Below are 13,342 nucleotides of genomic sequence, written 5' to 3'. Positions count from 1 at the left end.
TTTTAGCTTATCATAAAAGGGCTTGGACTATTCCAAGCCTTTTTTGTTTTAAAAAGTATAGCCCAATCCTAGAATAAGATTAGCGCCAGGAGCAACAATCCCTGAAGAATAGGTCCTATAGCGTTGGTTAGTTATATTTTCCAGACTCACAGTTGTTTTCAAAGCGTTGGAAATTTGATATTGTGACCTAAAGTTCAATGTATACCAAGAGGGTGAAAAAGGGTTTCCGTTTTCATCAATAGCATATATAAATTCTTTGCTTCTTTCCGATAAAGCTAAATCATCATAGCTGATTTCGCCATTGTAATTTAGAAACACATCTGCCTTTAATTTTTGATTTTGCCAGACCAAGTGAAAATCACCAAAAGTCGGTGCAACATGTCTAGCGGGTGAGTCTGTTCCACTATCGTCCTCCTCTATTCCTTCGGTGAAGGTTAAATTTGAGGTGAGCGACCAGTTTTCATTTAAAAAGGCTTCAAGCCCAAATTCAAAACCATATACATAAGCTTTTGCTGCATTTTGGATTGCTTGCACATTACTTAATTCGCCGTTGTATAAAATTTCTGTTTCTCCATTAAACTCAAAATCTCTTCTTACCAAAGCATCTACCAAGTAACTATAAAATGCTGCTCCTTTTAAAACCAATTTATCTTTAAAGTTCTTTCTTACTCCCATTTCCGCATTATAGGCGTATTCTGGTTCTAAATCTGGATTTGGCACAACTACGGAGCCAGGCTCGGAATCAAACACTTTTCCAATATCGTCAATGTTGGGAGCTCTAAACCCTGTAGAGCCATTTAAAGTAATTTGTAAATCTGCTTTTGGGAACCAACTAAATCCAACACTCCCAGTAAAGGCACCTGTTATTAAGTCAGCTTCCTCAAAAGGGAAAGGAAAAAACGTTGTGTCAAATTGTGCATCTACCCAGACCTGACTATAACGTGCTCCGGACAGCAATGTGAAATTTGGCTTTAGTTTATACTCTCCATTAATATAACCCGCAAATGTTTGCCAAGTGGAACCGTCTGGATAGCGAGAAGCCGCTTCAGAAACCACACTTGTTTCAATGTTTTCCTGACTTCCTTCCGAATGGACTTTGTTAAAAATGTACTCTGCTCCATAGTACAATCGTAAATCCCCTATTTTTTTATTCTCAAAATCAAGGTTCATTGATATTGCATCAACTTTTTCTTTTGTGGTAAAACGGTCAACTTCTTGGAAATCCCTGTCGTTTCTACTTTCTTCAAAATACTGATAGGCCGTGGTCAACTTAACCCCATCATAAAACTTGTTCTTTCCTTTTTTGGTCAATTGAAAGTTTCCCATGAACCATTTTTGTGGGCCATAAAACCATTCGGCAGAACGAAGCCCATCTCCAGCACTATTTGGGCGAATCAATCTATCATATCTTGAATAGTCCGAAGTTTCGGAATAGTATAGCCCTAAATCATAGTTCCAAGTATTGTTGGGTTTGTAGGTAAACTTCTGAAGGAAATTGATTTGGTCATATCCTGATGTGACCTGCTTTCTAGGGTCGTCATTCTCCACTAAAACATCCGTTCCATTTTCTCTGACCACAAAACTGTTCCGCAAGTATTCATCTGGGCCATGCCCTCCCATAACCAAATCATCGAACTTATTATATGTAAAACTCGTATAAGATGCCCATTTTTGTTGCCCTAGATTAAAATCTACATGAGCAGTGTTTTCATTATTTGCAGAAGCAAACCTATAATTTACATTCCCAGAAAAAGTAAGACTATCAGTGAAAGACAATCTAGGTTTCTTGGTAAAAAAATTCATTACGCCTCCAATGGCATCGCTGCCATAAATAACAGAGCCCGGTCCAAAAATGACCTCTGTGTTCTTAATCGTGAAAGGGTCTACGGAAATTACATTTTGAACATTTCCTCCTCTAAAAATGGCATTGTTCATACGCACGCCATCTACAGACAACAATAGCCTATTGGTTGCAAAACCCCTGATCATAGGGCTGCCTCCCCCTAATTGACTCTTCTGCACAAAGACCTTTCCACTATTCTGCAATACATCTGCAGAAGTTTGCGGGTTGGTAAATGAAATAGTTCGCGCATCAATGGATTCTATTTTTTGAGGAATATCTTTTTTTTGCTGCTCCCATTTAGAAACAGACATGACCACTTCTTGTAATTCCTCTAACTTTAAACTTAAGTAAACCCGATTTCCCTTTTTGCTTATCTGAGCTTTAGTTGTGTTGTATTCCTCGTAACTAATGTGCCTAAAAGTAATTCGTTCATTTCTTGAGAAAATGCTTAAATCACTTTTTCCATTAAAATCTGAGACCGCTGTTTTCGATTTATCTCTGTTGTAAATCGCGATGTTGGCGACAGGATTTCCCGTATCCGCATCCAAAACCGTAATCTCTTGGCTGAAAACAGTAAAGGAAATAAATAGAAAAAGGAGGGCGAAACCTGTGCTACGCATATTACTCGAAAACTGCATTTAAAACCGCTAAGGACTTGGGCTTTCTGAATCCCTGCAAATGTAATTCAAAATACATAATAACCATTTTTAAAAGCTCTTGCCTTTGGGGTTTGTTCATTTGTATTGTCTGAAGTGCATCAAAATTTATGCCCAAGACACGTTTGAAGCTCGTTAAATTTTCACCTTGTATAATTGGGTTAAGACTAGGGGTTGCGCAAAAACTTCCTTCTACCAAATCGAAATAATTTCCATTTTGAAATGAGGTATCTGGGTAAAACCCTAAATATTTTGTGAGATTGAGTAAAAACAAGAGGTGGAAATTGGAAATGGAACTATGTGTATCCAACCAATATAAAGCATATTCCAAATAGTTGAAGAGCCCTTTATTCTGTTCTTGTTCCTGAATGCTATTGCTCAACATTTCAGCCAAAAAAAGTACCATACTATTTTTTATAATATCTGTATGCAAACTCTTGTAGGGAACACTCACCTTTACTTCTCTAATACTCTCTAGACTCCCCTTGTTTCTGTGAGTGGCCACAAGTTCTAATTGCATTAACGGAAGAAAATATGCTGCTTTTAATTTCCCTTTTTTGGAAGTCAAAACACCCTTTAACAAGTACGATTTTAACCCATCAGATTCTGTAAATGCTTTAACGATAAGGCTAGTATCTCCATATTTTAAGGAAGAAAGAATTATTGCCTTAGTGTTTACTTGCATTTTTTGTTGGTTACTAGTGGACTCTAAGTGAGCTTGATTGTTTGTTTTCGGTTGAAAATAAAAAAGTGGACGATTGTAATTCAACCGCCCACTTATATTCTAATTCTGAGTTAGTTACCTAAATAACTCCCTGAGCTAACATAGCGTCGGCTACTTTTACAAAACCAGCAATATTGGCTCCTTTTACGTAGTTGCAATATCCGTCGGCCTCTTTTCCGTATTCAATACAAGAATCATGAATATCTTCCATAATCCCTTTTAGTCTGTCATCTACTTCTTCACGTGTCCAACTAATACGGAGTGAGTTTTGCGACATCTCCAAACCAGAAGTGGCAACACCTCCAGCATTAGAGGCTTTGCCTGGTGCAAATAATATTTTTGCTTCGTGAAAAGCATGAATGGCTTCTGGTGTAGAAGGCATGTTAGCGCCTTCCGCAACTGCAATACAGCCATTTTTAATTAATGTTTCTGCATCATCTCCATTCAACTCATTCTGTGTTGCACAAGGCAGTGCCACATCACAAGAAACTTCCCAAGGTGTTTTTCCTTTATGGAATTCAGCAGATGAATATTTATCAGCATACTCTGAAATTCTTCCTCTTCGGTTGTTTTTCAAATCCATTATAAAAGTCAGTTTTTCAGCATCTATACCATCCTTGTCGTATATGTAGCCACCCGAATCTGATAATGTCAATACCTTTCCACCTAGTTGCAGAACCTTTTCCGCAGCATATTGTGCCACGTTTCCAGAACCAGAAATCACAACCTTTTTACCTTTAAAGGATTCTCCTTTTATTTTTAACATGCTATCCGCAAAATAAACGGTCCCGTATCCTGTAGCTTCCGGACGGATCAATGACCCTCCCCAAGAACGACCTTTACCCGTTAATACACCGGTAAACTCGTTTCGTATCCTTTTATACATTCCAAAAAGGAATCCGATCTCACGAGAACCAACACCTATATCCCCTGCTGGAACATCTGTGTTTGGACCAATATGTCTGTTCAGCTCTAACATGAAAGCATGGCAAAAACGCATTACTTCATCATCAGATTTCCCTTTAGGATCAAAATCTGAACCTCCTTTACCTCCACCCATAGGCAAGGTTGTCAAGCTATTTTTAAAAACTTGTTCAAATGCCAAAAATTTTAGAACACTGGCATTTACTGTTCGGTGAAACCTAAGTCCCCCTTTGTAAGGTCCTATGGCAGAATTCATCTGAACCCGATATCCTCGGTTTACATGAATCTCCCCGTCATCATCTACCCAAGCCACACGAAAAGAAATCAATCGCTCTGGCTCCACCATTCTTAAAAGGATATTTTTTCCATGATAGATATCATGCTTTACAATATACGGGATAACAGTCTCTGCTACCTCCTGTACCGCTTGGATGAATTCTGGTTCGTGGCCATTTCTGGTCTTCACCTCATCCATAAATGCTTTAATTTTTGCTTCCATAAAACGGATTACTATGCGTTGTTTTTAATGAATTAGGAATTTGACGGCAAAATTATACTATTTACATAATTCAAATAGGCTTTTTTTAAAAATTTTGCAAAAAATACTTATCCTATGGCTTGTTCCAAGTCTGCTATTAAATCATCTGCATCTTCGATTCCAACACTTAGCCTAATTAAGGAGTCTACAACACCGCTCTTTTCGCGTTCTTCTTTTGGAATACTTGCATGGGTCATACTAGCAGGGTGTCCAGCCAAACTCTCTACACCGCCCAGTGATTCAGCCAGTGTGAAAATCTCCAATTTTTCAACAATTTTAATAGCTTCCGCATAATTGCTGCCAACAGGAACAAAAGAAATCATTCCTCCAAAGTCATCCATCTGGCTTTTGGCAACATCATGATTGGGATGTGTTTCAAACCCTGGCCAGTATACTTTTTCAATTTTTGGGTGGTTTACTAAATATTCAGCAATTGCTTTTCCGTTTTCACAATGCCTTTGCATGCGAACATGAAGTGTCTTTATGCCTCTAAGTGTTAAAAAGCTATCCATTGGTCCACAAACTGCACCACTGGCATTTTGAATAAAATAAAGTTTGTCAGCCAGCTCTTTATCCTTTACAATCAAAGCTCCAACGACAACGTCACTGTGTCCCCCCAAATACTTGGTGGCGGAGTGCATTACAATATCTGCTCCTAAATCTATTGGGCGCTGCAGGTAGGGTGTCGCAAATGTATTATCCACTGCCAATAACAGATCATGCTTTTTTGCTAGACCGGATACCGCTTTAATATCAATCACATTCATCATTGGATTGGTCGGTGTTTCAATCCAAATCAATTTGGTGTTATCGTTTATATGTTCTTCAATGGTATCAATACTTTGCATTCCTATAAAATGGAATGTGATACCATATTTTTCAAAAATTTGTTTGAACAAACGGTAACTTCCTCCATATAAATCATTGGTGGAAACTACCTCGTCCCCAGGGTTCAATAATTTTATTACTGCATCTATTGCTGAAAGTCCACTTGCAAATGCAAGCCCATAAGTACCGTTTTCAATACTTGCCAAAGCATTTTCCAAGGCGGTTCTGGTAGGGTTGGCACTTCGTGAATATTCAAATCCTTGATGCCCCCCCGGCGTGGTCTGGGCGTAGGTTGAAGTTTGATAGATTGGAGGCATTACCGCACCATAAGCTTTGTCTGGATGCTGGCCACCATGAATAGTTTTACTGTTGAATTTTAAGTCTTTTTTGCTCATTTTGTCTTAATCTGCATACAAATGTATTGTTATCTTTTGGAGTAATCAATGATGTGTTATTTTTGGAGACCCTAAAACCTCACTTTATGAAAAAATCTATAAGCCTACTCCTAATTCTGCTGCTCACCATTTGTTGCAAAAATGAAGGCAACCTTACTTTTGAGCCACTTCAACTCACTGGCAATAGTTGCAAAGAATGTCCAAAAATTGAAATCAATATCCCAAGAGCTTTAGATGAAACGGCTATTGCCAGAGCAATTAACAGCGCTTTGGAGGAGGAACTCATTACCTTACTCTCTTTTGATGAAGAACGGGAGATTGACAAAATAGATGATGCCATTGCTTCTTTCACGAATAGTTTTAAAGAATTAAAAACCAAATTTCCTGATGAGACCGTAGGTTGGGAAGCTGAAGTTAATAGTGAAATTGTTTATGAAGATGAAAATATCCTGACATTGATCTTTAATGCATACACGTTTACAGGTGGGGCACATGGTTATGGCTCCATAACTTTCTTGAATTTTGACAAAAGAAAAGGCATTGAACTTGAAAATTGGGAGCTTTTTGAGGATATGGAAGGTTTTCAAAAATTTGCTGAGACCAAATTCAGAATTCAGGAAGATATCCCACAAATTGATAATATAAACATAACTGGATTTATGTTTGAACGTGATATTTTTCATTTGGCAGAAAACATTGGATATACCGAAGATGGTATTCAGTTAATCTATAACCAATACGAGGTAGCTTCTTATGCGGATGGGCCAAAAATCCTTGCTTTACCCTACCAAGAGGTAAATAAATATCTGAAGCGTATTGTAAAACCTTAGCGTTCCAAAGCCAAGGCCCTTTTCAATGCAAGAATTGCTCCCAGATGCAGGCCCTCATGAAACACATTAAAAGAAAGGGCATCTTCTACATTACATAAAGCAACTTTTGGCGTGGTCATGTACTCCTTATAGTTTTTAAACTTACCCTCCTCATAGTCCTCTTTAATTTTTTCAAGGGTACTAAAAAGGTATTCCGAAATCTTTTCTATTTCTTCACCAGAAGGCTCACCATCAGGAAAAGTTCCTTTACGATATTTATTGATCAGTTCTTCTTCAACCGTGAAGTCCAGCCCACTTAAATTATAAATCAGTAGTTGTGGAGTTACAACCACATGGGCAATATTCCACCAAATATTATTATTGAACCCTTTTGGAATTTTAAACAAGTCTTCTTTAGGTGTATTCTTTAGGTGATTTTGAAGAATTTTTCGGTTTTTCAGTGTGATATCCAGTAGTTTTTCCATTTCGTGTGCGAGAAGAAATCAAAGTTTTGTTAAAACATATCTATTTATTTAGATATGTAAATATTTATAGTAAATTTGTTGTATGGATATTGTAGCGATAAGCAAAGTATTATCAAATAAAACTAGGGTTAATATTCTAAAGTGGCTAAAAAAACCTGAATTAAATTTCCCCCCACATCAAGACATTGACCATTTTGACGATGGGGTCTGTGTGGGATTTATACAAGATAAAACTGGCTTGTCACAATCCACAATTTCAACCTATTTGAACTCCATGCAAAATGCTGATTTGGTAATTCCAACAAGGCATGGAAAATGGACCTATTATAGAAGAAATGAGCAAATAATCAAAGCCTATATTGAAACCCTTAAAACTGATTTATAGTTTTTTTAATTAACAAATCGATAATTAGCGAAATTTGAATTTGAATAATATGGAAAATTATTTGGATTGTACCTGTTTAACCGAAGTAGCAGGAGCAAAAAAGTCTCATACCCCTTTTGCACAGATAATAGTAAGTTTCCTAACTTCCTTTGTAATAGAAGGAGCGGAAGGCATGTCCAAAACAAAGTAAAATCATCAAAAAACAAAACAATGAAAACTATAGGTCTAATAGGAGGAATGAGTTGGGAGTCCTCTAAAATATATTACCAACATATAAATGAGATGGTCCGTGAAAAATTGGGTGGATCACACTCTGCTAAAAGTTTGCTCTCATCAGTGGACTTTGATGAAATTGAACGTTACTCTTTCTCTGGTAACTGGGACCAAATTGGAAACATTATGGCCTTACATTCAGAAACATTGGAGAAAGCTGGATCAGACTTGATAATACTTTGTACCAATACCATACATCTGGTAAGTGACGCCATTACCGGTGCTATAAGTGTGCCTTTTTTACATATTGCCAATGCAACGGGTGAAGCAATCGTGAAAACGGGGATAAAGAAAGTAGCTTTATTGGGGACCAAGTTCACTATGGAGAAAGATTTTTACACCAAAATACTTAGAGAGGAATATGACTTGGAAATTTTGGTTCCAAATAATGAAGACATGGACATTCTTCACTCCATCATTTATGATGAGCTTGTTAAAGGTGTTTTTAAGTCTGAATCCAAAGAAATTTGTTTGGACATAATCAAAAAACTGGAAGCTCAGGGTGCTGAAGGTATAATTTTGGGCTGTACGGAACTACCTATGCTGATTCCAGACAATGAGGTAGCCACTCCTACATTTGACACTACAAAAATACATGCTCAAAAAGCTGTTGATTTTGCACTTTCTTAAAGCGAAATAAACGAATTTTGAATTCTTTAAGCCCTTAGACTTTTTAGTATGAAAAAAATATATCATTTGTGTAGTTGTTCTACCTGTCAACGTATTATAAAAGAATTAGAACCTCTGGATGGTGTCTCATTGCAGGAAATAAAAACGGAACCCATGACTGCCGAACAACTTGAAGAAATGAAGAACATGTCTGGGAGTTATGAGTCTTTATTTAGTAAAAGAGCCATGTTGTATCGTCAAAAAGGATTGCATGAAAAGCAACTCAATGAAGATGATTATAAAAGCCTGATTCTAGAGCATTATACTTTCCTAAAAAGACCTGTGGTTATTGTTGACGGACAAATCTTTATTGGGAATTCAAAAAAAGTAGTACATGCTGCTAAAGAAGCATTACATTAATGAGTAAAAGAACGCTAGCTATTATAGCGGCCATAGGCGCTACAACAATTTATGGCATTAATCATACGATAGCCAAGGGGGTTATGCCTAATTATGTGGGGCCTTTTGGGTTCATAATGCTACGAGTTGTTGGTGCGGCCATCTTGTTCTGGTGTATCTCCTTTTTTGGGCCAAAAGAGAAAATTGAGAAAAAGGATTGGGGGCGAATTTTAGTCTGTGCTATTCTTGGAATGGTCATCAACATGTTGGCTTTTTTCAAAGGTCTACAACTTTCAACACCTATAAATAGCGCAGTTTTAGTAACCATTACTCCTATTATTGTCGTAATCTTATCCGCTTTTTTTCTGAGTGAAAAAATTACCTTGAACAAGGGTCTCGGTATACTTTTAGGTTTTATTGGAGCTATTGCTTTAATCCTTTTTGGGACAGAGATAAGACAAGATGCGCCTAATATTCCCTTTGGGAACTTTCTTTTTATTATAAATGCAACGTCCTATGGAGCCTACTTAATTGTTATTAAAAAATTAATTGAAAAATACCATCCATTTACTTTGATGAAGTGGTTATTCACTATCGCTGTAATCATTAATTTCCCAATAACTCTGCCAGAATTCTTGGAAATAGAATGGTCTACCATTCCCCTTTGGGCTTATGGTTCAATTGCCTTTGTGATTATTGGCACCACATTTATGACCTACCTTTTTAATGTATTTGCACTTACAGAATTAAAAGCTTCAACAGTAGGGGCTTTTGTCTATGTCCAGCCCTTATTTGGAATTTTATTTGCGCTGTTTTCGGGCAAGGACCAACTTACCCTGGTTAAAATAATGGCAACAGTTCTAGTTCTATTAGGCGTTTATCTAGCTAGTAAAAAACCTAAACCAAATCCTTAGGAACCTTGAAAAACTTGCGGGTATCTGCTTTGGTTAACGTCTTAAAATCATCCGCTTTATCCATTTTATTAAAAGCATCCAAAAAAACTTGAGGTAAAGCTGTCAAACTACGTTCTTTTAAATCCATCCATGCACCCATCATTTCACAACTGGCAAAGTTTTTCCCATTGGCATCGTAAAAATCATGTTGAAATTCAAAGAACATTCCATCCTCACTCATCCCCTTAAAACCAAGTGAAACTTTTACCGGTTTTCCTGGAAAGACTTCCTTAAAGTAGTACATGTGTTCAAAAAACACTACTGGACCAATACTATGTTGCGCCATGGATTTTTGATTAAATCCAAGTTGTCCAAGATATGCCATTCTAGTATGGCTCATAAAATTGATGTATGCCGAGTTGGCCAAGTGCCTATTCGCGTCTAGGTCGCTCCAGCGTATTTCAAATTCTTTAAAAAACATAGTCAGTTATTTTTGTTATGCATGCATAATAATTGTAAAATTACCATAGTTTTGAAAACTGATTCCAATCAGAGACTATAAATAATCTTATTTTTAAAGATACTTTAACACAAAACCCATGAGCCAAAAAGCTGAATTCATCAAAGACCTTTCGTTACCTGCCGTTGCGGCTCCAATGTTTCTTATTTCTGGCCCCAAGCTAGTTATAGAATGCTGTAAAAATGGAATTGTGGGTACTTTTCCCGCTCTTAATCAACGTACTAGTGAAGGTTTTGAAGAATGGCTCATCCAAATAAAATCTGAGTTACAACAGTTTGAGGAAGAAACTGGTAAAAAGCCAGCTCCATTTGGAGTCAATCTTATTGTGCATCCTACAAACCCCAGATTACAAGCTGATGTCATGCTTTGTGTAAAACATCAAGTTCCGCTGGTCATTACTTCATTGGGAGCTGTAAGCCAAGTTGTAGATGCGATTCATAGTTATGGTGGTTTGGTTTTTCATGATATCATTAAAAAAAGACATGCTGAAAAGGCTTCAGAAGCTGGTGTTGATGGACTTATTCTTGTTGCTGCGGGAGCAGGAGGACATGCTGGAAGCATCAATCCCATGAGTTTAATTGCCGAAGTAAAAAAAATCTTCAAGAAAATCATACTATTATCGGGTTGTATAAGCACTGGAAGGGATATAGCTTCCGCCATGCAAATGGGTGCCGATTTAGCTTATATGGGAACGCGTTTTATAAACTCGGAAGAAAGCAAAGCTCCAGATGATTACCGAAAAATGATTATTGATGCAGGAGCAAGCGATGTTGTTTATACTGCTGCTATTTCTGGGGTGCATGCCAACTTTTTAGCGCCAAGTCTTCAAGCCGCAGGAATTACACAAGAGGATCTTAAAAAGGACCGTAAAATTGATTTTGGCAAAGAATTGGATACCGAAGCTAAAGCTTGGAAAACCATTTGGTCTGCCGGCCAAGGGGTAACCACCATTGAAAATGTAATGCCTGTTTCTGAACTTGTAGAAACTTTAAAATCAGAATTTAAAGAAGCTATTGAGGAGCAAGCAAAACTATTGGAAACGTATCCTAAGGAATAGTAAAAACTAAGCTTCTATAGCTGTTGTATTCTTTAAATCTGCCAAAAATTGATGAACTTGGCTCACGCACATTGACCCTTCGCCTACTGCGGATGCAACGCGTTTTACAGAACCTTTTCTTACATCGCCCACAGCGAAAAATCCAGGAATACTGGTTTCCAAAGATTGAGGTTCTCTGCCAGTATAAATAGAACACTTGTGTAATTCTTCCTGTTTTATTCCAGGACCCGTGCATATAAATCCTTTTTCATCAGTGGCAACCAATCCTTGTAACCATTCTGTACAAGGTCTGGCACCAATAAAAGTGAAAAGGTTAGTAATGTTCTTTGATGTTTTTTCACCTGCTTTATTTTCCAATACCAAAGACTCTAGATGATATTGACCTGTTAACTCGGTTACCTGGGTATCTAGATGTACAAATATATTTTCTGCAGCCTCGATTCGTTGCACCAAATAATCACTCATTTTTGCACCTAGATTATCCCCTCGTAATACTACATGTACTTCCCTGGCATGGTTTGCTAAAAACAGTGCGGCCTGACCAGCAGAATTTCCTCCTCCAACTACCCCAACCAATTCATTTTTACAGGCTGACGCGTTCATTCCAGTCGCAGAATAATATACGCCGCTGCCTTCATATTTTTCAATATTATCAATTGGCAAACTGCGGTAATTTGCTCCCGTTGCCGCCATAATGGCTTTGGTCTTTATGGTTTTATCATTGGTTGCATGAAGAATAAAATGACTACCTGTATGCTCTATCTTTTCTGCTTTATGAGGAATGGAAATATTGCATCCAAATTTCTGAGCCTGTACATAGGCCCTATTGGCCAAATCATTCCCAGAAATCCCTGTAGGAAACCCCAAATAATTTTCAATTTTTGAGCTCTTACCTGCTTGCCCACCTGGCGCTTTACTATCAATTGTGACCACACTTAACCCTTCTGAAGCGGCATAAACACTTCCTGCCAACCCTGCCGGTCCAGCACCTATTACCAAAAGGTCAAAAACCTTATCCTCAAAATCCATCAAGACTCCCGAGTAACGCGCCAATTGTTCCAGTGAGGGATTTGGACACACCTTAGCCTCGCTATTAATCAGAAAAGGTAAATCTTCTTTAGAAAGATTAAAGTTCTCTAAAAGTTCAAGGGCAGATTCTGATACATCAACATCCAAAAAGTTATACCAGATATGATTTTTATCCATAAAATCTCTGATAGCATACGTTTCTTTTGAGTTTCCGGAACCTACAAGCTTTATTCCACCGGTAAACTCGGTAAGCACGGTTTCTTGGCGAAGCAAAAATGCATTTAACAATACATCGCTAATATCACTATGTCTTGCTATAGCTTCTTTCAGCTTTTTTGGAGCAATCCGAAGTACACTCGTGTCTTCTTTGGTAATAGCATGAAATTGTGCTCCACGGTTAGAAAGCATCCCACTATCCCCAGTAAATTCATTCTTTTGATGTGTTACGATAACCGCGTTATCATTATAAGGGTCTTCAATAGAAACCTGACCATCTAAAACCACAAAAAAATCATACTGTAAATCTCCAAGGGTGAATATCTTTGTCTCTGATGGGTGATTCTCGACTTCTCCATAGGCCTTTAGAATCGTTATTTGTCTTTGGGTAAGTTCTGGAAAACGGGGATCTTTCATTTTTTAATATTTAGCGATTGATTCATGAACGTAACACCACATCCAATTTTCGTTGGGTTCGGCAGAGCTGATTACAGGGTGGTTATGAGAACTGGCATGTTTGCTTGCATGTTTGTTTGGTGAGCTGTCACAACACAAAGTTGTTCCGCATTCTTGGCAGGTGCGCAAATGCACCCATGTATCACCTGTTTTTACACATTCTTCACATTTGTATTCAGTGGCTTTTTTTACTTTAGAAATAGCCAATAGATGTTCGCATTTTTTTACACGTAGCCCCATATCTTAAAAATACGACAAACTTTACTTTCAAATTTTAAGCTAAAGACAAATATGAAAGATTTA

Annotated in this window: 15 protein-coding genes; 7 read left to right on the top strand and 8 right to left on the bottom strand. The window is 37.6% G+C overall.

Annotated features, from left to right (window positions below; all coding sequences use genetic code 11):
- Positions 1-48: 48 nt before the first annotated feature.
- The 4 genes from SJY44_RS04030 to SJY44_RS04015 form a co-directional block, all read right to left on the bottom strand.
- Complete coding sequence (locus SJY44_RS04030) at positions 49-2,481, bottom strand: TonB-dependent receptor domain-containing protein (RefSeq protein ID WP_396591372.1); 2,433 nt, start codon at positions 2,479-2,481, stop codon at positions 49-51.
- On the bottom strand, positions 2,465-3,184 hold the full coding sequence (gene recO, locus SJY44_RS04025; protein WP_396591371.1) for a DNA repair protein RecO: 720 nt from the start codon (positions 3,182-3,184) through the stop codon (positions 2,465-2,467). Before recO ends, SJY44_RS04030 begins: the two co-directional genes overlap by 17 nt.
- 118 nt (positions 3,185-3,302) lie before the next feature.
- Positions 3,303-4,646: an NADP-specific glutamate dehydrogenase gene (gene gdhA, locus SJY44_RS04020; RefSeq protein ID WP_396591370.1), complete on the bottom strand. Its 1,344-nt coding sequence runs from the start codon at positions 4,644-4,646 to the stop codon at positions 3,303-3,305.
- Between the two features lie 107 nt (positions 4,647-4,753).
- Positions 4,754-5,908, bottom strand: a complete 1,155-nt coding sequence (locus SJY44_RS04015; RefSeq protein ID WP_396591369.1) for a cystathionine gamma-synthase — start codon at positions 5,906-5,908, stop codon at positions 4,754-4,756.
- A gap of 86 nt (positions 5,909-5,994) precedes the next feature.
- On the opposite strand from SJY44_RS04015, the gene SJY44_RS04010 reads away from it, so the two are divergent.
- A complete protein-coding gene (locus SJY44_RS04010) occupies positions 5,995-6,738 on the top strand; it encodes a DUF3298 and DUF4163 domain-containing protein (RefSeq protein WP_396591368.1) in 744 nt (247 codons plus the stop codon).
- Here the strand turns inward: SJY44_RS04010 and SJY44_RS04005 are convergent.
- Entirely contained in the window at positions 6,735-7,202 is a 468-nt protein-coding gene (locus SJY44_RS04005) for a DinB family protein (protein WP_396591367.1), read from the bottom strand. The genes SJY44_RS04010 and SJY44_RS04005 overlap by 4 nt on opposite strands.
- An 82-nt stretch (positions 7,203-7,284) precedes the next feature.
- Here SJY44_RS04005 and SJY44_RS04000 point away from each other — a divergent pair, with 82 nt between their 5' ends.
- Genes SJY44_RS04000 through SJY44_RS03980 form a run of 5 tightly spaced genes read left to right on the top strand, consistent with a single transcriptional unit; the run spans position 7,285 to position 9,782 of the window.
- Positions 7,285-7,587 carry a helix-turn-helix transcriptional regulator gene (locus SJY44_RS04000; protein WP_298923909.1) on the top strand — a complete coding sequence of 101 codons (303 nt, stop codon included), beginning with the start codon at positions 7,285-7,287 and terminating at the stop codon, positions 7,585-7,587.
- Between the two features lie 49 nt (positions 7,588-7,636).
- Positions 7,637-7,777 carry a hypothetical protein gene (locus SJY44_RS03995; RefSeq protein WP_396591366.1) on the top strand — a complete coding sequence of 47 codons (141 nt, stop codon included), beginning with the start codon at positions 7,637-7,639 and terminating at the stop codon, positions 7,775-7,777.
- Between the two features lie 20 nt (positions 7,778-7,797).
- Entirely contained in the window at positions 7,798-8,490 is a 693-nt protein-coding gene (locus SJY44_RS03990; protein WP_396591365.1) for an aspartate/glutamate racemase family protein, read from the top strand.
- A gap of 48 nt (positions 8,491-8,538) precedes the next feature.
- Positions 8,539-8,889 carry an arsenate reductase family protein gene (locus SJY44_RS03985; RefSeq protein ID WP_396591364.1) on the top strand — a complete coding sequence of 117 codons (351 nt, stop codon included), beginning with the start codon at positions 8,539-8,541 and terminating at the stop codon, positions 8,887-8,889.
- On the top strand, positions 8,889-9,782 hold the full coding sequence (locus SJY44_RS03980) for a DMT family transporter (protein WP_396591363.1): 894 nt from the start codon (positions 8,889-8,891) through the stop codon (positions 9,780-9,782). The genes SJY44_RS03985 and SJY44_RS03980 overlap by 1 nt, the downstream gene beginning before the upstream one ends.
- Here SJY44_RS03980 and SJY44_RS03975 read toward each other — a convergent pair.
- On the bottom strand, positions 9,766-10,242 hold the full coding sequence (locus tag SJY44_RS03975) for an acyl-CoA thioesterase (protein ID WP_396591362.1): 477 nt from the start codon (positions 10,240-10,242) through the stop codon (positions 9,766-9,768). The two genes, SJY44_RS03980 and SJY44_RS03975, sit on opposite strands and share 17 nt — an antisense overlap.
- Before the next feature lie 118 nt (positions 10,243-10,360).
- On the opposite strand from SJY44_RS03975, the gene SJY44_RS03970 reads away from it, so the two are divergent.
- Positions 10,361-11,338, top strand: a complete 978-nt coding sequence (locus SJY44_RS03970) for an NAD(P)H-dependent flavin oxidoreductase (protein ID WP_396591361.1) — start codon at positions 10,361-10,363, stop codon at positions 11,336-11,338.
- Positions 11,339-11,344: 6 nt separating this feature from the next.
- Here SJY44_RS03970 and SJY44_RS03965 read toward each other — a convergent pair whose 3' ends face one another.
- Together SJY44_RS03965 and SJY44_RS03960 are read right to left on the bottom strand one after the other, a co-directional pair.
- A complete protein-coding gene (locus SJY44_RS03965) occupies positions 11,345-13,000 on the bottom strand; it encodes a cyclic nucleotide-binding domain-containing thioredoxin-disulfide reductase (protein ID WP_298923902.1) in 1,656 nt (551 codons plus the stop codon).
- Between the two features lie 3 nt (positions 13,001-13,003).
- Positions 13,004-13,279, bottom strand: a complete 276-nt coding sequence (locus SJY44_RS03960) for a UBP-type zinc finger domain-containing protein (protein WP_298923901.1) — start codon at positions 13,277-13,279, stop codon at positions 13,004-13,006.
- Positions 13,280-13,342 lie beyond the last annotated feature (63 nt).

It is taken from the genome of Allomuricauda sp. R78024 (assembly GCF_044596045.1).
In the GTDB taxonomy this organism is placed as follows: domain Bacteria; phylum Bacteroidota; class Bacteroidia; order Flavobacteriales; family Flavobacteriaceae; genus Flagellimonas.
This window is presented reverse-complemented; position numbering and strand designations above follow the sequence as displayed.